Annotated in this window: 20 protein-coding genes and 1 pseudogene; 10 read left to right on the top strand and 11 right to left on the bottom strand. The window is 65.7% G+C overall.

Features of this window, described 5'->3' with window-relative positions:
- Positions 1 to 15: 15 nt before the first annotated feature.
- Entirely contained in the window at positions 16 to 1,050 is a 1,035-nt protein-coding gene (locus tag QO058_RS09165; RefSeq protein WP_284171715.1) for an aspartate-semialdehyde dehydrogenase, read from the bottom strand.
- A gap of 228 nt (positions 1,051 to 1,278) precedes the next feature.
- On the opposite strand from QO058_RS09165, the gene QO058_RS09160 reads away from it, so the two are divergent.
- A complete protein-coding gene (locus QO058_RS09160) occupies positions 1,279 to 2,544 on the top strand; it encodes a hypothetical protein (protein ID WP_284171714.1) in 1,266 nt (421 codons plus the stop codon).
- A 123-nt stretch (positions 2,545 to 2,667) separates the two neighbouring features.
- On the top strand, positions 2,668 to 2,973 hold the full coding sequence (locus QO058_RS09155; protein WP_284171713.1) for a hypothetical protein: 306 nt from the start codon (positions 2,668 to 2,670) through the stop codon (positions 2,971 to 2,973).
- Between the two features lie 57 nt (positions 2,974 to 3,030).
- On the opposite strand, the gene QO058_RS09150 is transcribed toward QO058_RS09155, so the two are convergent.
- The 7 genes from QO058_RS09150 to QO058_RS09120 form a co-directional block, all read right to left on the bottom strand.
- Entirely contained in the window at positions 3,031 to 4,467 is a 1,437-nt protein-coding gene (locus tag QO058_RS09150; RefSeq protein ID WP_284171712.1) for a homospermidine synthase, read from the bottom strand.
- 98 nt (positions 4,468 to 4,565) lie between these two features.
- Positions 4,566 to 5,396 carry a phosphodiesterase gene (locus QO058_RS09145; RefSeq protein ID WP_284171711.1) on the bottom strand — a complete coding sequence of 277 codons (831 nt, stop codon included), beginning with the start codon at positions 5,394 to 5,396 and terminating at the stop codon, positions 4,566 to 4,568.
- A 128-nt stretch (positions 5,397 to 5,524) separates the two neighbouring features.
- Positions 5,525 to 6,856: an ABC transporter substrate-binding protein gene (locus QO058_RS09140; RefSeq protein WP_284171710.1), complete on the bottom strand. Its 1,332-nt coding sequence runs from the start codon at positions 6,854 to 6,856 to the stop codon at positions 5,525 to 5,527.
- Between the two features lie 8 nt (positions 6,857 to 6,864).
- Complete coding sequence (locus QO058_RS09135) at positions 6,865 to 7,716, bottom strand: carbohydrate ABC transporter permease (protein ID WP_284171709.1); 852 nt, start codon at positions 7,714 to 7,716, stop codon at positions 6,865 to 6,867.
- Positions 7,713 to 8,654: a carbohydrate ABC transporter permease gene (locus QO058_RS09130; RefSeq protein WP_432212027.1), complete on the bottom strand. Its 942-nt coding sequence runs from the start codon at positions 8,652 to 8,654 to the stop codon at positions 7,713 to 7,715. The genes QO058_RS09135 and QO058_RS09130 overlap by 4 nt, the downstream gene beginning before the upstream one ends.
- A 158-nt stretch (positions 8,655 to 8,812) precedes the next feature.
- Complete coding sequence (locus tag QO058_RS09125) at positions 8,813 to 9,349, bottom strand: GNAT family N-acetyltransferase (RefSeq protein WP_284171708.1); 537 nt, start codon at positions 9,347 to 9,349, stop codon at positions 8,813 to 8,815.
- Positions 9,350 to 9,581: 232 nt separating this feature from the next.
- Positions 9,582 to 10,727: a type III PLP-dependent enzyme gene (locus QO058_RS09120; RefSeq protein WP_284171707.1), complete on the bottom strand. Its 1,146-nt coding sequence runs from the start codon at positions 10,725 to 10,727 to the stop codon at positions 9,582 to 9,584.
- Positions 10,728 to 11,421: 694 nt separating this feature from the next.
- Here QO058_RS09120 and QO058_RS09115 point away from each other — a divergent pair.
- Positions 11,422 to 12,998 (top strand): annotated as a pseudogene (locus QO058_RS09115) (OpgD/OpgG family glucan biosynthesis protein).
- Between the two features lie 11 nt (positions 12,999 to 13,009).
- Here QO058_RS09115 and QO058_RS09110 read toward each other — a convergent pair.
- Complete coding sequence (locus tag QO058_RS09110; protein ID WP_284171706.1) at positions 13,010 to 13,438, bottom strand: RidA family protein; 429 nt, start codon at positions 13,436 to 13,438, stop codon at positions 13,010 to 13,012.
- 523 nt (positions 13,439 to 13,961) lie between these two features.
- On the opposite strand from QO058_RS09110, the gene QO058_RS09105 reads away from it, so the two are divergent.
- A complete protein-coding gene (locus QO058_RS09105) occupies positions 13,962 to 14,402 on the top strand; it encodes an AprI/Inh family metalloprotease inhibitor (RefSeq protein WP_284171705.1) in 441 nt (146 codons plus the stop codon).
- A 21-nt stretch (positions 14,403 to 14,423) separates the two neighbouring features.
- Here the strand turns inward: QO058_RS09105 and QO058_RS09100 are convergent, their stop codons facing one another.
- Together QO058_RS09100 and QO058_RS09095 are read right to left on the bottom strand one after the other, a co-directional pair.
- Positions 14,424 to 15,041, bottom strand: a complete 618-nt coding sequence (locus tag QO058_RS09100) for a GNAT family N-acetyltransferase (RefSeq protein WP_284171704.1) — start codon at positions 15,039 to 15,041, stop codon at positions 14,424 to 14,426.
- A 160-nt stretch (positions 15,042 to 15,201) separates the two neighbouring features.
- Positions 15,202 to 15,798 carry a LysE family translocator gene (locus tag QO058_RS09095; protein WP_284171703.1) on the bottom strand — a complete coding sequence of 199 codons (597 nt, stop codon included), beginning with the start codon at positions 15,796 to 15,798 and terminating at the stop codon, positions 15,202 to 15,204.
- A gap of 97 nt (positions 15,799 to 15,895) precedes the next feature.
- On the opposite strand from QO058_RS09095, the gene QO058_RS09090 reads away from it, so the two are divergent.
- The 6 genes from QO058_RS09090 to sucD all read left to right on the top strand — a co-directional run bounded on the left by QO058_RS09090 (position 15,896) and on the right by sucD (position 22,010).
- Positions 15,896 to 16,759, top strand: coding sequence for a LysR family transcriptional regulator (locus tag QO058_RS09090; protein WP_284171702.1), 864 nt, complete (start codon positions 15,896 to 15,898; stop codon positions 16,757 to 16,759).
- 80 nt (positions 16,760 to 16,839) lie between these two features.
- Positions 16,840 to 18,018, top strand: coding sequence for a cell division protein ZapE (zapE, locus tag QO058_RS09085; protein WP_284171701.1), 1,179 nt, complete (start codon positions 16,840 to 16,842; stop codon positions 18,016 to 18,018).
- A 2-nt stretch (positions 18,019 to 18,020) separates the two neighbouring features.
- Entirely contained in the window at positions 18,021 to 18,623 is a 603-nt protein-coding gene (locus tag QO058_RS09080; RefSeq protein WP_284171700.1) for a TetR/AcrR family transcriptional regulator, read from the top strand.
- Between the two features lie 245 nt (positions 18,624 to 18,868).
- Positions 18,869 to 19,831 (top strand): malate dehydrogenase, encoded by a 963-nt coding sequence (gene mdh, locus QO058_RS09075; RefSeq protein WP_284171699.1) that lies wholly within the window; start codon positions 18,869 to 18,871, stop codon positions 19,829 to 19,831.
- Positions 19,832 to 19,919: 88 nt separating this feature from the next.
- A complete protein-coding gene (gene sucC / locus QO058_RS09070) occupies positions 19,920 to 21,116 on the top strand; it encodes an ADP-forming succinate--CoA ligase subunit beta (protein WP_284171698.1) in 1,197 nt (398 codons plus the stop codon).
- Positions 21,117 to 21,125: 9 nt separating this feature from the next.
- Positions 21,126 to 22,010: a succinate--CoA ligase subunit alpha gene (gene sucD, locus QO058_RS09065; RefSeq protein ID WP_284171697.1), complete on the top strand. Its 885-nt coding sequence runs from the start codon at positions 21,126 to 21,128 to the stop codon at positions 22,008 to 22,010.
- Positions 22,011 to 22,014 lie beyond the last annotated feature (4 nt).

Here is a 22,014-nt window from a genome sequence, read left to right as displayed (position 1 = left end):
CTGCCCGGTCCGAATTCAGGCGGCCTTCTTGCGCGGCTGGATCAGCTTGCGGTTGATCAGAACCTCGGCGATCTGGACCGCGTTGAGCGCCGCGCCCTTGCGCAGATTGTCCGAGACGCACCAGAAGGCGAGGCCGTTCTCGACCGTGGCGTCCTCGCGGATGCGCGAGATATAGGTCGCGTCCTCGCCGGCCGCCTCATGCGGGGTGATGTAGCCGCCGGGCTCGTGCTTGTCGATGACGAGGATGCCGGGAGCGGTGCGCAGCACCTCACGCGCCTCCTCGACGGTGACCGGCTTCTCGCACTCGATGTTGACGCTCTCGGAGTGGCCGATGAAGACCGGCACGCGCACGCAGGTGGCGGTCAGCTTGATCTTCGGATCGAGGATCTTCTTCGTCTCCGCCATCATCTTCCACTCTTCCTTGGTGTAGCCGTCCTCCATGAAGACATCGATGTGGGGGATGACGTTGAAAGAGATGCGCTTCGGGAACTTCTTCACCTCGACCTCGCCGGCGGCGAAGACCGAGCGCGTCTGGTTGAAGAGCTCGTCCATCGCCTCCTTGCCGGCGCCGGAGACCGACTGATAGGTCGAGACGACGACGCGCTTGACGCCGAAGCGGTCATGCAGCGGCTTCAGCGCGACGACGAGCTGGGCGGTCGAGCAGTTCGGGTTGGCGATGATGTTCATCTTGGTGAAGCCGGCCGCAGCAGCGGCGTTCACCTCGGGCACGACCAGCGGCACGTCGGGATGCATGCGCCAGGTCGAGGAGTTGTCGATCACGACGCAGCCCTGCGCGCCGATCTTCGGCGACCACTCCTTCGAGACCGCGCCGCCGGCCGACATCAGGCAGATATCGGTGTCGGAGAAGTCGTAATGCTCGAGCGCCTTCACCTTCAGCGTCCTGTCGCCGAAGGAGACCTCGGTGCCGATCGAGCGCGAGGAGGCGAGCGCCACCACTTCGCTGACGGGGAAAGCACGCTCGGCGAGGATGTCGAGCATCTCGTGACCCACATTGCCCGTGGCGCCGACGATCGCGACCTTGAAGCTCATCTCTAAGAATTCCTTCTGGCGAAACCGGTTCAACCTCCCCGGGGAGCCGTCGCCGCTGGTCTCGTTTGCGGGTTCGGCCGGTTAACCCCGGCCGGGGGAGAACCCGGAATCGAGGCGACGTGTCAGTGGGACGTCCGGGTTTTCCCGGCCGTCGTTTTGGTCGTGGTTTTCGTCGTCAGACGGAACGTCACAGAGCCAACCTGAACATCATCGCGAAGCCGGAGGAGAATGTCCGGCGCGCAATCCCAAACACAAGCCGCCGTAAAAAGTCAATCGTCAGAGCCGCCCCGCAGCATTAACCCTGCCTCCTTACCCGCCATTGACCCTGTTTCACGATGGAAGGTGCCTGGTAACGACCCGCTCACTCGCCCCGGCGAAAGCTCTGCTGCGAGTGGGCGAGGGCTGCGTGCAGGGGTGCAGGCGGTCAAAAACGGGTCGGGGTCTATTGTGTTCGGGGACTGGATAAACGCCACCTGGCAGCGCCTTCAGCCGCGCCTGCACGTCCTGGCGAACGCTGCGCCGGGACGCTTCGATCTCGCGGCGCGACTGGTCGATCTTGCCGATGCGATCGAGACCGGCATTACACGGATCATGCGGCCGATGCGGCGTGTCCTGCGCTCGGGAGCCATCGGCCTGACAGGCGGCCTCATCTGGCGCGGGCTCGCCGCCGTCACCGGGATCGGGTTGACCGCGATGCTCGTCGCCGGGCTCTCGTCTGGCTCGTCGGAGCCGGCGCTCGCCGGCTTGCCAGGACCAACGGAACTTTCGACCGGACCTGCGATACGCGACGTTCGCCAACAGGCACTGCCACTTGCCGCCGGCGAGGAAGGTTGGGTGGCGATCAGCCGGCCGATCGCGCTCTTCGGTGTGGAATCGCCGGAGCTCGACAAACGCAGCGCCTATGAGGCGCGGCGCAGCCAGGACGGCCAGCGGCGCGAGGATGTACTGACCTTCGGTGCGTTCGAGGACGGCAAGTCCTTCCTGTCGCTCAAATTCCAGGTCAATCGCGATGCGCAGGTGCAAAAGGCGCTCTCCGGTCTGTCGCAACCCTTCGTGATCACGCTGGTGCGCGAAGGCGCGGCGCGCGGGCTTTCGGTCGGGCGCAGCGGCGCAACGACAGCGATCGAGACCAAATTCGGTACCGTCGAGACTGCGGATACCAGCCTGAGCGACGGCGCAGCGGGGCGGGCCTGCATCGCCTTTCGCCATCTCGACGAGGCGGCTCATCTCTCCATTTCGGGCTGGTGGTGCGGCAGCGAAACCAAGCCGGCCGACCGGGCGCAACTGATCTGCCTGCTCGACCGGATCAATCTCCTGAGCGCCGGCGACGATCCGGAGCTGCGCGCCAGCTTCGCCCGCACAGAGCTCAATCGTCGCCAAGGCTGTTCGGTGCCGCGGCTGGCCGCGACCGGGCGCAAGGGCTCCTGGCTCGACGCCGACGCCAAGGCGCCAGCCCTGCGGTCGACCAGCGGCAAGCATGCGCAGGCGCGGTAACGGCCTCGTGTTGCGGCGGCGCACTGGCGAGGCGCAATAAAAGCATTAACTCTGGAATTGTATCGTCAGCGACAGCCGGTCCGCCAACAGCCTTGGCGGGGGCAACCGCCTCAGGAGATCGTCATGCGTTCGCTTTCCCGCCTTGCCGCCGGCCTGGCCTTGTCCGTCGCAGCCGTCACGTTTGCCGTATCCGTGGCTGAGGCTCAGCAGCAGCGCCGCCCGCTGCGCGTCACCGTGCAGAAGCGCAGCTATTTCGACGCCGGCAATGTCGTGCCGGTCGGCAGCATGAACCGCTATTCCACCCAAAATATTGTGACTAGCCCGGTCTATTCCGCGTCGGGCGAGCTCTATGGCGAGGGTACGCTGCCGTCGCGCATCGGCTCGGGCGCCAACCCATTCGCCAACAGCTTCTCGACGCCGCGCTTCTGAGCCGGCAGCCGGTTTGAAACGAAAAGGCCCGCCGTGAGGCGGGCCTTTGCTTTGGTGTCAGCGCACCAGGATGTTGCGGAACTGCCAGGGGTCGGAGGTGTCGATATCCTCCGGGAACAGGCCCGGGCGGCCGTCGAGCGGTGTCCAGTCGGTGTAGTATCCGGCAACCGGGCCGAGATAGGGCATCTGGATCGCCAGGCAGCGGTCGAGATCCATCTCCTCGACCTCGACGATGCCGGCAGTGGGGTTCTCCAGCGCCCAGACCATGCCGGCGAGCACGGCCGAGGTGACCTGGAGGCCGGTCGCGGTCTGGTAGGGAGCCAGGGTGCGCGCTTCGTCGGTCGAGAGCTGTGAGCCGAACCAGTAGGCGCCCTTGTCGTGGCCGTAGAGCAGCACGCCGAGCTCGTCGATGCCGTCGATGACCTCGTTCTCTTCGAGGATATGGTGCTCCTCCTGCGGGCGGCCGGCATTGCCGAACATCTCGTGCAGCGAGAGCACGGCGTCGTTGGCCGGATGATAGGCGTAGTGGCAGGTCGGCCGGTAGACCGCCTTGCCGCTGTCGTCGCGCACAGTGAAATAGTCGGCGATCGAGATCGACTCGTTATGCGTCACCAGGAAGCCGTATTGCGGGCCAGGAGTCGGGCACCAGCTGCGCACCTTGGTCTCGGCACCGGCCTGCATCAGGTAGATCGCTGCCTGCGAGCCGGTCTCGTGGGTGCGGGCGTTGTCCGGCATCCACTTCTCATGGGTGCCCCAGCCCAGTTCGGCCGGCTGCACACCTTCGGAAATGAAGCCCTCGACCGACCAGGTGTTGACGAAGACGCCCGGCGGCTTGGGGTTGCGCGAACGCTGCGTGTCGCGCTCGGCGATATGGATGCCCTTGACGCCGACCTGCTTCATCAGCCCGGCCCATTCCTCGCGGGTGGTCGGCTGCGGCACGTTGAGGCGCATGTCGGCGGCGATGTTCAGCAGCGCCTTCTTGGCGAGCCAGGAGGCCATGCCGGGGTTGGCGCCGCAGCAGGAGACGGCCGTCGTCGAACCCGGCGCACGGGCGCGCTTGGCGGCGAGCGTCATCTCGCGCAGCGCGTAATTCGAGCGCTCGCCCGGGCCTTTCGTCTCGTCGAAATAGAAGCCGAGCCAAGGCTCGTTGACCGTGTCGATATAGAGCGCGCCGAGGCCGGAGCAGAGCTCCATGATGTCGCGCGAACCGGTGTCGCAGGACAGGTTGACGCAAAAGCCCTGGCCACCGCCCGCGGTCAGCAGCGGCTCCAGCATGGTCTTGTAGTTCTCGAGCGTCACGGCTTCCTGGATGAAGCGGATGCCGCGCTCGTCCAGAAGGGCGCGGTTGTCGTCATCGGGTGCGATCACCACGAACCGGCTCTTGTCGAATTTGAGATGCCGCTCGATCAGCGGCAGTGTCCCGCGGCCGATCGAACCGAAGCCGATCATCACGATCGGGCCGCTGATCTCGCCGTATACGGGCCAATCCGTCATTCTTTTCAACTCCTGGGTTGGTTACTTGCAGAACAAGCGGACGCTGGTATGGCCTGGCGTTCCGGGGGTCAATCCCGCCGGCGCCACGCTTCTGCCCGTCAGTCGTGCGCACCGGGATAGTCGGCGTTGAGCACGAAGGGGTAGGGGCCCGGATAGCGCTCGACATAGGCCATGTGGCTGACGAGCCCGGTACCTGGCCGATAGCTGTGCAGGTAATAGGCCGGCGGCTCCATGTGGAAGGTCGCTGGGCCCTCGGGCGCGAGGTCGAGCGTGACCTGATGCGTGACGCTCGGTGCGATCTGCGCGATCGTGCCGGCGAAGCGCGTCGTGATCGGCCGGTGATGATGGCCGCAGACGATGCGTTCGATGTTCTGATGCCGGATAATGATCTCGCGGAAGCCATCGGCGCCGTCGAGCAGGCGGATGCGGTCCATGTGGACGATGCCGCAATCGAAGGGCGGATGGTGCATGAAGATGACGACCGGCTTGCCGTTCGCGCCGGCGAGCGCGTTCTCCAGGAAGGCGAGGCGCTTGTCGCAGAGCGCGCCGGCGCTCTGGCCCGGCAGCAAGGTGTCGAGGCCGATCAGCCTGATGTCGCCGATATCGGCGCTGAACTGGATGAAGCCGTCGTCGAGAACCGCATGCGGCCCGAGCTGGAGGCCGGCCGTCAGGGTTTCGCGACGATCGTGATTGCCGGGGAGCAGCAGCACCGGCACCTCGATGCGCGTGAGCAGGCTCGCCAGCAGCTCATATTCCTCGGCGAGCCCGCAATCGGTGAGATCACCGGTAATCACCAGCGCATCCGGACGCGGACGCAGGCCGGCAATGACGTCGAGCGCGCGCTCGGTCAGGGCGTTGGTCTCGGAGACGCGATAGGCCGGCTTGCCGAGCGGGCGGATGTGCAGGTCGGTGATATGGGCGATCAGCATCGAGCGGTATCCATGGAGGATCCGAGCATCGTGCTCGGCCTTGTAGTGAGCGCCCCGCCAGGTGGCGTGAGCGCCGGGGAGACGCGCATGGCCGGGACCAGCCCGACCATGCCGGTGGCGGTTGCCGTTCAGTTCGTCGGCAGCTTGAGCGCGGTCTGCTCGACATAGGGCTTCATGATCTCGTCGGCGGTCTTCTGGGCCGAGACCAGCGCCTCCTTCGGCTGCTTCTTGCCCGAGAGCACGGCCTGCAGCTCGTCCTCGATCGCCTTGCGGACGACGACGGTCTTGTAGGTGGCGAACCAGGGCTTGGCATAGGCGAGCTGGTCGACCGCGACCTTGGCGTCGGGGTTCTTCTCGAGGAAGGCCTTCATCTCCGGCAGGTCATAAGCGTTCATGTTCGGGGCGAAATAGCCGGTGGCGCGGCTCCACCAGCCGGACTTCTCCGGCGAGGTCATCCAGGTGATCAGCGTCCAGGCAGCCTTCCTGCGCTCGCCATCGACGCCGATCGGGATCACCAGCGAGGCGCCGCCGATCGGGACCTGATTCTGCAGGTTCTTCGGCACGAAGGCGACCTTGAGCGGGAACTTGGCGTTGTTGCGGACATGGGTCAGCGATCCCGTCGAGTTCAGCATCATCGAGGCCTGGCCCGAGAGGAAGGCGGTGGTGACCGCGCCGCCCTGCTGGACGCCGGGCTGCAGAGCCTTCTGCTTGACGATGAGATCGTTCCAGAAGGTCAGCGCGCCGAGGGTCGAGGGCGCGTCGTAATAGACCTCTCCGGCGTAATCGAGGTTGAACCAGCGGCCGCCGTTCGAATAGGTCAGCGCCTGCAGGATCCAGCCGCCGGTGTCGTATTGCGACGGGATCGAGATGCCCCAGCGCGTGACACGATCGCCCTCGCGCTTGGTCAGCTTCTTGGCGGCGGCGGCGAACTCGTCCCAGGTCTTCGGCGGGTTTTCAGGATCGAGTCCGGCTTCCTTGAAGTGCTCGGCATTGATGTAGAGCAGCGGCGTCGAGTTGTGGAACGGCACGCCGTAGACCGAACGCTCGATCACGGCATTGCCGTAGAGCGCCGGGAAGAACTGGCCCATGAAGCCGTCATTGTTCTTGCCGTCGGCCTTGATCAGCTCGTCGAGCTTCTGGATCTCGCCCTCGATCCTGAGGTCGAGCAGGAAGTTCGCCGACATGATCGCCGCCGCCGGCGGCTTGCCGGCCTTCATCGCGGCGCGGGTCTTGATCAGGGTCTCGTCATAGGAGCCGGTATAGACCGGGGTCGCCTTGATCGCAGGATGGGTCTCGTTGAACTCCTTGATCAGGGCCGCCATGTCGCGGGCGAGCTGGCCGTCGACTGGAACCGGGAAAAACAGCTCGATCTCGGTCGGCGCCTGAGCCATGGCCGGGGAAAGGGCGAGGGCGGCGGCGAAGGCCGCGCCGCCGAGGATGGATCGGCGTGTCGTGATCATGGTGGTCCTCATTTGATGCCGGAGGAAACGAAGGAATTGACGAAAGCCCGCTGGAACAGCGCAAACGCGATCAGCAGCGGCGCACTGACCATCAGGGTGCCGGCGGCGATGACGCCCCAGGCCTGCGCGCCCTCGGCGCCGCGGGTGAACGAGGCGAGGCCGAGAGTGAGCGGGCGCAGATCCGGCGAGTTGATCACCATCAGAGGCCAGAGGAACTCGTTCCAATGGCTGGTGACGGAGACGATTGCGAAGGCGATCAGCGAAGGCTTCGCCAGCGGCAAATAGATGAAGCCGATGCGCTGGCAGACGCTGGCGCCGTCGATCAGCGCCGCGTCCTCGAGCTCGCGCGGGATCGCCCTGAAGGCCTGGCGCATCAGGAAGGTGCCGAAGGCGGAGGCGAAATAGGGCGCCATCACGCCGAGCAGACTGTCATAGAGGCCGAGCTTCGCGATCGTCGCCAGATTGGGCACGAGCAGCACGACCGGTGCCAGCATCAGCTGCAGCAGGAAGAGATAGAAGCAGAGCGTCCGGCCGGGGAACTCCAGCCTGGCGAAGGCGTAGCCGGCCAGCGTGATCATCACGATCTGCCCGGCAAGGATGCCGAAGCTGATGATCGCGGTGTTGAGGCCGTAGCGCGGGAAATCGGCCGAAGCCCAGGCTTCGGCGAAGTTGTTCAGCGTCGGGACGTAGGACGGCACCAGCGAGGCCATGCCGGAGCCGCCATAGGTATGCGGGTTGAAGGCGGCGACCAGCATCCAGAGGAAGGGCGTCATCCAGAGCGCAGCGAGCAGCAAGGTCGCGGCGTAGCCGAGCTTGGGGCTGATCTCGCGATTGGCGACGCCGCTCGAGGCTTCGATCATGGCTCGCGCTCCCCGAAGGAGCGCTCGAGCGTGCGCAGCGAGCTCGCCGAGATCGCGAGCAGCAGAGCCAGCATCACCAGCGTGCCGGCGGCTGCGCGTCCTGCATCGTAGCTCTCGACCGCCTGCTGATAGACGTAGAACAATAGCAGATTGGTCGAGTCCGATGGGCCGCCCTTGGTCAGGACGAAGACGTGGTCGACCTGGGTGACGACGTTGATCAGCCCGATCACCAGCACGAAGCCGATGGTCGGCTTGAGATAGGGCAGGGTGACGTAGCGCAGGCGCTGCCAGGGATTGGCGCCGTCGAGGATCGCCGCCTCATAGGCGTCGGCCGGAACCGCCTGCAGCCCGGCCAGGAAGAACAGCATGTAGTAGCCGGCGTTCTTCCAGATGGTCAGGCCCATGATCGACCAGAGCGCGATATCGGGATCGCCGAGCCAGTTCGGGCCAGAGATCGCCAGCTTGGCGAGGTGGTAGTCGAGCAGCCCGGCATTGGGCAGGAATATGAACAGGAAGATCGAGGCGGCGGCGACGAGCGGGATCAGCACCGGCAGGAAGAAGAGCGAGCGGAGAAGCGCGTTGACGCGGCTCGACCTGGCGAGCGCCATGGCGAAACCGAGTGCCAGAACAAGGCTCGGGATCACCGTGCCGAAGGCATAGAGCAGGTTGTTGGAAAGCGCCTTGCGGAAGGCGGCGTCGGCGAAGAGCGCTGCGAAATTGGCGAGGCCGACATAGGTCTGCGGACCGCCGATCCTGATTTGGTTATGCAGGGCCTGCCAGGCGACCTGGATCACCGGCCAGTAGGTGAACAGCGTCAGCAGGATGAGCGACGGCGCCAGCAGGCTGAAGGCCAGCATCGTCTGACGGCGAGGCCGCCAGGCCGCGAGCCGCATCGCCTGCGGTCTTGCCAATCCGCTCGTCAGAACCGTGTCCGCCATCGTCCCCGCCTTCGCCGCGGGTGATGGCGCTGCTGGACGACAGTCCGGTGAAGGTGGGATGACGCTTCAGCAACGAAGCCGGTGAAATAACGGGCGCCTGAACGTAGAACGGGCAGGCCCTGAGGCCTGCCCGTCAAAGATGGTGCATGTCCGAAAACTCAGGCGGCACGACGTCGGAGACCCTCCGCGCCCTCGGCCGGGACCAGTACCCCCGTGGCTTTCAGCACGCCGGTCGCGTCCTGAAGCGCGCCCTCGCGCAATTCGAGACCGAGGAAGCGCTCGCGCTCGACCGGGCCGGGCATGGCGAGATCGGCCATCGACGCAGGCGTGAAGCCGAAACGCTCGTAATAGAGTGCGTCACCGACGAGCAGGATCGCGCCATGGCCGCGACAAGCCGCGCGCCAGATCGCTTCGCGCATCATCGCCTTGCCGACGCCTTCGCCCTGAAGTTCGGGCGCGACCGCGAGCGGGCCGAGCAGCAGCGCCGGCTTGCCGTTGGCCTCGACATGCCAGAGACGCACGGTCGCGACGAGAGCGCCGTCGCGTTCCGCCGTGAGGGCAAGCCCCTGCGCCGGCAGGCGGCCTTCGCGCAGGCGCTCGCTCGACTTCGCCGTGCGGCGCTCGCCAAGGCAGCGGTCGAGCAGGGCCTCGCGGGCCGGGACATCGTTCTCGATCTCGTCGCGGATCGTGATCATGACGCACCTCCTGCCGGAGCGCCCGCCATCTCGCGGACCTTCCCGGCGCCGCCCGAAAAGGTGGCCACAAGCAAACAGGGATGTGTGGAAGAGGGTCCGGCGGGAGCCACGCCCGCGCTCCATTCTTGGAGACGCGGACGCTCCGCCCGGTTTCCCGGGCAGCCTGCCGATAGATGACAGGGCGCTTCGCCGGACCCGATTGGACAGGGGCTGGCGAACCAGCCCCTATTCGTCAGATGACGTACTGCTTCAGCGGCGGGAAGCCGTTGAAGGCGACGGCCGAGTAGGTCGTCGTATAGGCGCCTGTGCCCTCGATCAGGACCTTGTCCCCGATCTCGAGGCTGAACGGCAGCATGTACGGCGTCTTCTCGTACATGACGTCGACCGAATCGCAGGTCGGGCCGGCCAGCACGCAAGGAACCGTGGCGTCGCCGTCGCGGATCGTGCGGATCGGGTAGCGGATCGCCTCGTCCATCGTCTCGGCCAGTCCGTTAAACTTGCCGATGTCGAGATAGACCCAGCGAACCTGGTCGTCCTCGCTCTTCTTCGAGATCAGCACGACCTCGGCCTCGATCAGGCCGGCTTCGCCGACCATGCCGCGACCGGGCTCGATGATGGTCTCAGGCAGACGGTTGCCGAAATGCTTCGACAGCGCCTGGAAGATCGCATCGCCATAGGCCGGGACGCCTGGAATCGGCCGCAGATAGCGTGCCGGGAAGCCGCCGCCGAGGTTGACCATCGACAGCGAGAGACCGCGGATGGCGCACTCCTTGAACACGGCCGAAGCCGAGGCCAGGGCCGAATCCCAAGCGTTCACGTTCGCCTGCTGCGAGCCGACATGGAACGAGATGCCATAGGCCTGGAGGCCGAGGCGATGGCCATGCTCAAGCACGTCCGCGGCCATTTCGGGCACGCAGCCGAACTTGCGCGAGAGCGGCCAGTCGGCGCCGGCGCCGTCGCAGAGGATGCGGCAGAAGATGCGGGCATCCTGCGCACCGGTGAGCTTGGCGGCACGGGCGATCTTGTCGACCTCGGCCGTGCAGTCGACGGCGAACAGGCGCACGCCGAGCTCCATGGCGCGAGCGACGTCGCGCTCCTTCTTGATGGTATTGCCGAAGGAGATGCGGTCCGCGGTGGCGCCGGCCGCGAGGGCGAGCTCGATCTCGACGACCGAGGCGCAATCGAAGCAGGAGCCGAGCTTGGCGAGCAGGCGCAGCACTTCCGGCGCCGGGTTCGCCTTGACCGCGTAGAAGACGCGGGTGTCCGGCAGCGCCCGGGAGAAGGCGACGTAGTTCTCGCGCACGACGTCGAGGTCGATCACGACGCAGGGACCATCCTCGCGGCGGTCACGCAGGAATTCACGGATGCGCTCGGTCATGAGACGCTTCTCCTACGGCGCAGGCGGCGCCGATGCGACATGAAGCCGGCTGACGCGTCAGCGATTCAAGGCGCGATGGAGACGCCGAGAACAGCCGAACGTGACGTCCGGACTCTGATAACCGTCGCTTGGGGAGACCCCGCACGCCCGGCAATGAAGGACAAGCCTCTTCGGTGCTGGTCTTTGGAGGACCAGCGAGACCAAAAAAGCCCGTTCCGTCGTTGCTTTAAGCTGCGTCCCCCGTGGAGATTCGGGGTTCGCCGGTTTCGCCTCCGGCTGCCAGTCGCTGTTCGGGAGCGGCCTTCTTGCGAAGACCGGGAGCGTGATTTGAGGGGATATCCATCCCCCTCCATCCGTTTCCCATCCCTGGCGGCTGTCCGGCCTCTTGTCCGGATGCCCACCGACTGACACGCGGCCACAGGCACGTGCGAATTGGGTGAGCTCCATATACGGATGGGTGCCCCGCGCTTCAAGTTTTTTCTGACGGCCGGAAGCGGATTTTTTACAGGACGGGGCCGAGGCTGCCGGGCGCTATTCTCGCGCCCTCTTAACGCTGGCCCATGCAGGCCAAGGCTGCGCCCTAGACCAGCCCCATTTCATCGCCTAAGTCGTTGCTGGAACGCGCTTCGCGCGCCTGGAGACGACCCAGTCGGTCTCCAGTCAAGAGTTATATAAGTCGGGGCAAGTTTCGATCATGACGGTTATCGATCGCCGCCGGGTTCTCGCCGGGCTGAGCGCCGCGCTGTGCGCCACCGTCGCGCCGCAGGCTTTGCTGGCGCAGCAGCCGGAGCAGGCGCCGCCGCAGCCGCGCTTCGGATTCGACGAGGTTGCGCGCCGGGCTCGCGAGATCGCCGCTGTACCCTATGAAGCGGGGCCGGCGCTGCCCGAGGTGCTGACGCGGCTCGATTTCGATGCCTGGCGTGAGATTCGCTTCCGGCCGGAGCGCGCCCTGCTCGCCCAGTCGAATTCCGGCTTCCGCATGCAGATGTTCCATCCCGGCTTCCTGTTCACTCGTCCGGTGACGGTGAACGTGATCCGCGACGGCGTGCCGACGCCGGTGCCCTACGCCGCCAATCTCTTCGATTATGGGCGGACCAAGTTCGACAAGCCGCTGCCGGTCAATCTCGGCTTCGCCGGTTTCCGGCTGCACTATCCGCTCAACGATCCGCGTGTTTTCGATGAGCTGATCTCCTTCATCGGGGCGAGCTATTTTCGCGTGCTGGGGCGTGGGCAGCGCTATGGTCTCTCTGCGCGCGGTCTTGCGATCGGCGCAGGTGTACCAGGGGGCGAGGAGTTCCCGGTCTTCCGCGAGTTCTGGGTCGAGACGCCGGCGGCCGATGCCGATCGCGTCACGGTCTATGCGCTGCTCGATTCGCCCTCGGTCACGGGCGCCTATCGCTTCCATGTCTATCCGGACGGGGACAGCGTGGTCGATGTCGGTGTGGCGTTGTTCCCGCGCAAGCCGATCGACAAGCTGGGTCTGGCGCCTCTCACCTCTATGTTCTTCACCGGCGAGAACGACCGGCGCTTCCACGAGGACTTCCGCACCGAACTGCACGATTCCGATGGCCTGCTGATCCATTCGGGTACCGGCGAGTGGATCTGGCGGCCGCTGCGCAATGCCCGCATCGCGGCTGCCTCCTCCTTCGTCGAGCGCAATGTCCGGGGCTTTGGCCTGATGCAGCGGGACCGCGTCTTCGAGCACTATCAGGATCTCGACCTCGCCTATGAACTGCGACCCTCCTATTGGATCGAGCCGCAGGGCGACTGGGGGAGGGCGTGGTCGAGCTGATCGAATTGCCGACCACCGACGAGACCAACGACAACATCGTCGCGCTCTGGGCGCCAAAGATGCTGCTGGAGCCGGGACGCGAGTTCCGCTTCGGCTACAAGCTGACGGCGATGGTCGATTCCAACGACCTGCATCCCGGCGGGCGGGCGATCAACACCTACCAGGCCAAGCCCAAAGCGCTCGGCTCGGGCGAGCCGGTGACGGAGAACGCCCGCCGCTTCATCGTCGACTTCGCCGGCGGTGATCTCGGCTATTATCTGAAGCAGCCGGAAAAGGTCGAGATCGTGCCTTCGATCGCCTATGGCCGGATCAACCGGGCCTTCCTGGTGCCGAATCCGAAGACGGACGGTTTCCGCGCTTTCATCGATATCGTGGTCGAGCCGGGCCAGCTTGCCGAGATGCGCGCCTTCTTGAAGAGCGGCAGCAAGACCCTGACCGAGACCTGGAGCTATCCCTGGCGGGCGCCCGACGCGGGCTGAGGCCGCGGACTTTAGAACTGCGGCGCGCTCGTGGTTCGGGCCGGCTTGCGTCGCTTTTCGGGAGCTGCCGCAATGACCTCGATCTCGACCTTGAACTCCGGCAGGGTGAAGCCGGAGACGATCATCAGGGTCGAGGCCGGCGGCGGCGTGCCGACATGGGCGTCGCGCGCTTCCATATAGCCCTTCATATGGGCGCGGTCGGTGACATAGGCGTTGACGCGGACGATGTCCTTCAGCGTCATCCCGGCTTCCCCCAGGATCGCGGCGATGTTGGCGAAGCAGAGATCGGCCTGCTCTCTCGCGCCTTCGGGAATTGTGCCATCGGCGGCGATGCCGAGCTGACCGGAGCAGAAGACCAGTCGCTGGCCGGCCGGCAACTCGGCGCCGTGGCTGTAGCGGGCGAAGGGAGCGCGGATCGAAGAGGGGTTGAGCGGCTTCATCGGTCGGTCCGGATGGCGGGGGCATCGTTCTGCCATGCCAGCCGCGCACTGCAAAACCATGTTGAGACTTGACCGGCGCCCCTTTGCGGCCTTGAACGCGCTCATGTCACGTTCAGGCGGCATGACCATAATGCCACGGATGGTCAGAGCCGGATCCGATCAGATTGGAACAACCTGGTCGGTGAATCCGTCTTTGACTCTGTGATAGAGATCGGGCCGGGCTCCAGGCTATCGAGATGACGGGGATGAGCTTGAAGACTTCTGCGCTGCTGCGGGCTGCGAGCCTGCTGCCTCTCGTGCTGCTGACCGCTTGCGCCGGCTCGCAACGCTTCGGCGGGTATGGCTCGGGTTCGGGGCAGGCCGTCGCCCGCGCGCCGATTTATGGCGAGCCCATTCAGTCGGCGCCGCCGGTCCAGTCAGCCCCGATCACGTCCGAGCCGCTGCCGCCGCCGGGGGGCTACCCGAGCGCGCCGCCGCAATCGGGGGGTATCCGGCCGGCGGTCCCGCGCCGGGGCCGGGCGGCATGCCGCCCCAGAATGATCCGTTCTTCGATCCGCAGGCGGCACAGCCCGGCCAGCAACCGCCGGCGCAGCGTGCGGTCGAACCGGCCCCGCCCCAGGTCGCCAATGCCAGTCCAGGTGGAGCGCCAAGTGGCGGCTCGACCCGCGCTGGCGCGGTCTCCACGCGCGACGGCGTCATCGGCAGCTGGACGGCGCAGGAAGCGACCGGCGGCTCCTGCCGGGTGCAGCTTTCGAGCTCACCCTCGCTCGACCTCTACCGCGCCAATGCCACGGGCTGCAGCAATCGCGACCTGCAGCAGGTCAACGCCTGGGATTATCGCGACGGCGAGGTCTATCTCTACCAGCGCGGCGGCGCGGTGGTGGCCCGCCTGCGCGTCGGCAGCGGCGGCGCCATGAACGGTGCGATCACGAAATCGGGCGCCGGGCTCTCGCTCAACCGCTGAACGCGACGCTCGATTTCGGAGTCAGTGCCGCGAAGCAGCCCGGCCGAACAGGGCCGAGGGCCAGAATTGGCGCTGCAGCGAGAGCGACAGGGTCGCGAAGCTGCGGGCATTGTCCATCGCCTCGTCAAGCAAGGTGAACGGGGTCGCCGCGCCGGTGGCGATCCGGCCCTCGACATCGTTGTAGCCGCCGACCATCTCGGCCTCGAACTGGCGGGCGAGGTTTCGCATCGCGGCGTTCTCGGGCAGGCAGGTCATATAGAGCGTGCGGATGTTGCGGTTGCGCGATGCGGTGATCAGGCGGCCGAACAGCGCTTCGCCGATGCCGCGCCGGCGCCAGTCGCGCTCGACGCTGAAGGCGGCCTCGCCGGTCTGGATGACGATTTCCTCGAGCCCACGCAGTTCGGCGGCGCCGCGGACCTCGCCGGCCTCGACATAAGCGTAGACGAGCCCGCCGACGCCGAAAGTGGTCTCGGCGTAGCTCGTGAGAAACTCATCTGTGACCGCCGTCCCAAAGCGCTCGCGCCGCGTCGCGGCATCGAGGCGAAGGAGATGGGCGGTGAAGAGATCGCGCTCGGCAGGCCAGAGACGCCTGACCTCGCCGTGTCTGGCTTTAGCGCCAGCTTTGATCGAACGATTCAATTGCAACTCCTGTGAAAGCGCAAATGCGCTGCCCAAGGAGGCGAATCTTCCCTAACTCGGAGACGAAGATGAGCCTCCGATCAGGGAATACAAGAGGCGCGATTGCGGCAATTTACGGCTAAACGGCTGTAAAAATGGCGGGAATGGTTAAGGCCGCGCGCTAACGCCACATGGTCGCGATCGACGCCACCAGCGCCAACGCGAGCGCGACATTCAGGATGCGCCACTGCCAGGCGTGCCGCAGCAGCCGCGCCAGAAGCAGGCCGGCGACGCACCAGAGCATCAGCGACAAAAGCGCGAGGATGCCGAAGACGGTGCCGAGCAGGGCAGCGAGCTCGGCTGCGCTGCGGGCGAGGCCAGCGAAGGAGGCTGCGGCGCCGAGCGTCATCGCCCAGCCCTTCGGATTCTGCAGCTGGATCCAGAGCGCCCCCAGGAAACTGGTCGGCCGCGCGATGCTGCGATCGAGATGCGGCGGGCCGCTGCGGGCGATCTTGATGGCGAGCCAGAGCAGATAGGCCGAACCGGCCAGCTTCATCGCAAATTCGAGGGACGGCATCGCCAGAAGCAGGCCGGCGAGCCCGGCGGCAGCGGCCACAGCCATCGCCGCCAGCCCGATGGCGACGCCGATCATGAAGGGCAGGGAGCGACGAAAGCCGAAATGCGCGCCCGAGGCGGTCGCGAGCGTGGTGGTGGCGCCCGGCGTCACGGTCGAGACGGCGGCGAAGGCGATGAGAGGCAGGAAATGCTCGAATGCCATGGGCAGGCTCCAAAGGGAGCCTGTTGGGTAGGTGCTCAGCTTGGATCATGAAAACGAATGTTGAAGCGATACGGCATTACAGATCATAATATAGGCCATGCGGAATCTCGATCTCGAACTGATCCGTGCCTTCGTCGCCGTCGCTGACCATGGCAGCATGACGATCGCAGGCAATGCACTGCATCTGACGCAGAGCGCCGTCAGCCAGCAGATCATGCGGCTGGAGCGGCGGCTCGGGCAGGTCCTGTTCCTGCGCGAGCGGCGTGGGTTGAAGCTGACGGCCGCCGGCGAGCGCCTGCTCGCCAAAGCGCGCCGGTTGATCAGCCTCAACGACGAGATCTGGGCGGAGATGACGACCAGTTTCGGCGGCACGGTGCGGCTCGGTGTGCCCTATGATCTCGTCGGCACAAGTCTGGCGCCGATTCTGAAGGGCTTTGCCGAAGCGAGTCCGCTGGTCGAGATTTCGCTGGTCTGCGCCTCCTCGCCGCAATTGCTCGAGGCCCTCGGCAAGGGCGAGGTCGATCTCGCTCTGGTCGAGGAGTCGCTCGCGGCCGCCGGTGGGGAATGCCTCGGCATCGAGCGGCTGGTCTGGGTCGGTGCGCGGGCGGGTAACGCCCATCTGAAGCAGCCTTTGCCGTTGTCGCTGGTCGCCGATAGCTGCGCCTTTCGGCCAGCGGTGACCGAAGCGCTCGACGCGCAGGGGCGCGGCTGGCGCAGCGTATTCGAGAACGGCAATATCGACGCGACCACGGCAACCGTCAGGACCGACCTAGCCGTCACCGCCTGGCTCGCCTGCACGGTCCCGCCCGATCTCGACATTCTCGGATCGGCAGAAGGATTACCCGAGCTGCCGCCCTTTGCGATCACGCTGCATCTGTCGCGCTCGCAGCCCTCGGAAGCGACGCGCGAGCTCGCCCGCCATTTGCGGGCCGGCTGGTTGCGCCCACGCCAGGCCGCATAGGCCGCCTGTCTCGCCGAGGGTTGCAGGCCGGCCCGCCCTGCCGTAACCCCAAGGACGACGTCCTTTCCTGCCTCAAGGCCATGTCCGCCACGCTCCCCGAACGTTATGACGCCCTGGTCGCCTCAGGTGCGATCGAGCGCGATCCGGCGCAGATCGCCGTCATCAGGCGGCTGCAGGCGCTGTCCGAGATGCTCGCCAACCGCAAGTTGGCGAAGAAGAGCAGCGCGCTCGGCTGGCTCTTCAGTCGCAAGCAATCGGCTACGGACACGGTCAAGGGCCTCTACATCTGGGGCTCGGTCGGCCGCGGCAAGACCATGCTGATGGATCTGTTCTACGAGACGGTTCCAGTCGCGGCGCGGCGGCGGGTGCATTTCCATGCTTTCATGGCCGATGTACATGAGCGCATCCATGCCTATCGCCAGGCGCTCAAGGCCGGGACGGTCAAGGAGCCGGACCCGATCGGTCCCGTGGCGGCCGAGCTCGCGGACGAGGCGAGCCTGCTCTGCTTCGACGAGTTCACCGTCACCGACATCGCCGACGCGATGATTTTGGGTCGGCTGTTCACGGCGCTTTTCGCCGCCGGCGTCATCGTGGTCGCAACCTCGAACGTCGAGCCTTCGCGCCTTTATGAGGGGGGCCTCAACCGCGCACTCTTCCTGCCCTTCATCGAGCTGCTCGCCAGCAAGGTCGACGTGATCAAGCTGGAGGCGCGCACCGATTTCCGGCTGGAGAAGCTTGGCGGCGCACCGACCTATCACGTTCCTGCCGACGACAAGGCGAGGGCTGCGCTCGACAAGGCTTTCAGCCAGCTTTCCGGCGTGGCACAGGGCGCCCCGACCACGATCTCGATCAAAGGGCATGAGTTGCAGCTGCCTCAGGCGGCGGGCGCAGTTGCGCGGGCGAGCTTCGCCGACCTCTGCGCCCAGGCCTATGGCGCCTCGGACTATCTCGCGCTCGCACAGCGCTTCCATACGCTGATCCTCGACGGGATTCCGATCATGGACATCGAGCGGCGCAACGAGGCGAAGCGCTTCATCACCCTGATCGACACGCTCTACGAGAGCCACGTGAAGCTCGTCGCCTCGGCGGCGGCGGAGCCGATCGGTCTCTATGTCGCGCAGTCCGGCCGCGAGGCCTTCGAGTTCGACCGGACGGTGTCGCGCCTGATCGAGATGCGCTCGGAGGAATATCTCGCCTTGCCGCATGGACGGGCCGACTCGGCGGCGAGCGGCAGTACGACCGGGTTGGTGGAGACCTGACCTTGGCCACGCAGCGCGAGCCGAGCGAAATGCGCATTCTCTCGGTCGCCGGCGAGCACTTACGCCAGCACGGCCTGCGCCGCTTCACCGTGGTGGCGGTGGCGGAAGAGGCCGGCATGACGCATGCCAATGTCTACCGCTACTTCCCCTCGCGCACCGCGCTGATCGATGCGGTGGTCGATGTCTGGCTGAAGGCGGCCGAGCGCTCGCTCGCCGACATCGCCGACGGGCCGGATCCGGCCGAGGACAAGCTCGAGCGCCTGATCCTCGCGCTCGCCAAGGCGAACCGCAACCTGCTGCACGAGGAGCCGCATCTGTTCGCAGCGCTGTCGCAGGCGGTCGCCAAGCGTCATGCGATCAGCCGGCGCAACCGTACCCGCGTGCGTGCCCTGTTCGAGCGCGTGATCGACGACGGCATCGCGACCGGCGCCTTCGAACCGCGCGATCGCGATCGCGCTATCGCCTTCGTGATCGATGCCACGCACCGTTTTATCCATCCTGCTTCGCTGGAGCTCGAGGCGGATGTGCCGCAGGCCTCGGTCGATGCCAGGCTCGCGACCCTGATCAGGGTGGCGCTGCGAACGCTCGCGACGGGCGTGATCTAAAAAAATGACAGATTTTGTAAAATGTAACTGCCTCATTACCGGGCAGGTTGACGATCCGATTTTAGGGCTTAGCTTCTAACGACTTGGTTTTTCTAGATTTTCCGCGATTATGATGCTGAATCTGCGATTTGGGGCAGTTCCAATGTCCGATCTCGCACAGGGTTGAGCCCGGCGGCGGCTTGCGTCAAAGAACCGTCGGCTTTTTGGCTTCAACTGCTCTCGCATCCAACAACAAGGATTCGGCAATGGCCCGCAAGAAGATCGCCCTCATCGGCGCCGGACAGATCGGCGGCACGCTCGCTCACCTCGCCGGTCTCAAGGAACTGGGCGACGTCGTCCTGTTCGACATCGCCGAGGGCATCCCTCAAGGCAAAGGCCTCGACATCGCCGAGTCCGCTCCGGTCGACGGCTTCGACGCCGGCTACAAGGGCACGCAGTCCTATGAGGACATCAAGGGCGCCGATGTGGTGATCGTCACCGCCGGCGTGCCGCGCAAGCCCGGCATGAGCCGCGACGACCTGATCGGCATCAATCTCAAGGTGATGAAGTCAGTCGGCGAGGGCATCAAGACCTACGCTCCCAAGGCCTTCGTGATCTGCATCACCAACCCGCTCGACGCGATGGTCTGGGCGCTGCAGAAGTTCTCGGGCCTGAAGCCCAACATGATCTGCGGCATGGCCGGCGTGCTCGACTCCGCCCGCTTCCGCCACTTCCTCGCCGACGAGTTCAAGGTCTCGGTCAAGGACGTCTCGGCCTTCGTGCTCGGCGGCCATGGCGACGACATGGTGCCGCTGGTCCGCTATTCCGGTGTCGCCGGCATCCCGCTGCCCGACCTCGTCAAGATGAAATGGACGACGCAGGAGCGTCTCGACGCCATCGTCGAGCGCACCCGCAAGGGCGGTGGCGAGATCGTCAACCTGCTCAAGACCGGCTCGGCCTTCTATGCCCCGGCGGCCTCGGCGATCGCCATGGCTGAGAGCTATCTCAAGGACCAGAAGCGCGTGCTGCCGGCGGCTGCGGCTCTCAAGGGCCAGTACGGCGTCAAGGACATGTTCGTCGGCGTGCCGGTGGTGATCGGCGCCAAGGGCATCGAGCGGGTCGTCAAGATCCGCCTCAACGGCGCCGAGAAGGAGATGCTCGCCAAGTCGGTCGCCTCGGTCCAGACCTTGATCGACGCCTGCAAGACGGTCGACGCGTCATTGGCGTGAGACAGATCGGTGGCGTGATGCCGCGCGGCTGCGACGCAGCCAGCCGTCACGCCGCCGCCTCTCCCTTTTCCGGCACAGGACATCAGGCATGAACATCCACGAATATCAGGGCAAGGCGGTTCTCAAGGAGTACGGCGCCCCCGTCTCCGCCGGCTTCCCGGCGCTATCGGTGGCGGAGGCCGTCGAGGCGGCCAAGAAGCTGCCCGGACCGCTCTATGTGGTGAAGAGCCAGATCCATGCCGGCGGCCGCGGCAAGGGCAAGTTCAAGGAACTGCCGGCCGACGCCAAGGGTGGCGTGCGGCTCGCCAAGTCGATCGAAGAGGTCGAGAGCCACGCCAAGGAAATGCTCGGCAACACGCTGGTGACGGCGCAGACCGGCCCGGCCGGCAAGCAGGTCAACCGCCTCTATATCGAGGACGGCTCGGACATCTCGAAGGAATTCTACCTCTCGGCGCTGGTCGATCGCGAGACCTCGCGCGTTGCCTTCGTGGTTTCGACCGAGGGCGGCATGGACATCGAGAAGGTGGCCCATGACACGCCGGAGAAGATCCTGACCTTCTCGGTCGATCCGGCGACCGGCATCATGCCGCATCATGGCCGCACCGTCGCCAAGGCTCTCGGCCTCAGCGGCGAGCAGGCCAAGCAGGCCGCGAGCGTGCTCGGCCAAGTCTATGCCGCCTTCGTCGGCAAGGACATGGCGATGCTCGAGATCAACCCGCTGATCGTGACGACGCAGGGCCAGGTCAAGTGTCTCGACGCCAAGGTCTCGTTCGATTCGAACTCGCTCTACCGCCATCCCGAGTTGATGGAGCTGCGTGACGAGACGGAGGAGGACGCCAAGGAGATCGAAGCGTCGAAATACGACCTCGCCTATATCGCGCTCGACGGCACGATCGGCTGCATGGTCAACGGCGCCGGCCTTGCCATGGCGACGCTCGACATCATCCAGCTCTACGGGGAAAGCCCCGCGAACTTCCTCGATGTCGGCGGCGGCGCCTCCGAGGAGAAGGTCACCGCAGCCTTCAAAATCATCACCGCCGATCCGAAGGTGAAGGGCATCCTGGTCAACATCTTCGGCGGCATCATGAAGTGCGACGTCATCGCCCGCGGCGTCATCGCGGCGGTGAAGACCGTCGGACTCGAAGTTCCGCTCGTCGTGCGCCTCGAAGGCACCAATGTCGAGGAGGGCAAGGAGATCATCCGGACCTCGGGCCTGAACGTCATTCCGGCTGATGATCTCGACGACGCGGCTCAGAAGATCGTCGCTGCGATCAAGAAGGCTTGAGGTAAACCGATGTCCATCCTGATCGACAAGAACACCAAGGTCATCTGCCAGGGCTTCACCGGCAAGAACGGCACCTTCCATTCCGAGCAGGCGATCGCCTATGGCACGCAGATGGTCGGCGGCACCTCGCCGGGCAAGGGCGGGGCGCTGCATCTCGGCCTGCCGGTCTTCGATACCGTCGCCGAGGCGCGCGAGAAGACCGGGGCGACCGCCTCGGTGGTCTATGTGCCGCCGCCGGGTGCGGCCGATGCGATCTGCGAAGCGATCGACGCCGAGATCCCGTTGATCATATGCATCACCGAAGGCATTCCGGTGCTCGACATGGTCAGGGTCAAGCGCTCGCTCTCCGGCTCGAAGTCGCGGCTGATCGGGCCGAACTGCCCGGGCGTCGTCACCGCCGGCGAAAGCAAGATCGGCATCATGCCGGCCAACATCTTCAAGCCCGGCTCGGTCGGTATCGTCTCGCGCTCCGGCACGCTGACCTATGAGGCCGTGTTCCAGACCACGAATGAGGGCCTTGGCCAGACCACGGCCGTCGGCATCGGTGGCGACCCGGTCAAGGGCACCGAGTTCATCGACATGCTCGAGATGTTCCTCGCCGACGAGAAGACCACGTCGATCGTGATGATCGGCGAGATCGGCGGCTCGGCTGAGGAAGACGCGGCACAGTTCATCAAGGACGAGGCCAAGCGCGGGCGCAAGAAGCCGATGGTCGGCTTCATCGCCGGCCGCACGGCTCCTCCTGGCCGCCGCATGGGCCATGCCGGTGCGATCATCTCCGGTGGCAAGGGCGGCGCCGAGGACAAGATCGCGGCGATGGAAGCAGCCGGTATACGGGTCTCGCCGTCGCCGGCTCGCCTCGGAAAGACCTTGGTCGAGGTGTTGAAGGGCTGATCGT

It is taken from the genome of Bosea vestrisii (assembly GCF_030144325.1).
GTDB lineage: Bacteria > Pseudomonadota > Alphaproteobacteria > Rhizobiales > Beijerinckiaceae > Allobosea > Allobosea vestrisii_A.
The sequence above is the reverse complement of the archived record's forward strand: the minus strand, read 5'-3'. Positions and strand labels throughout refer to the sequence as shown.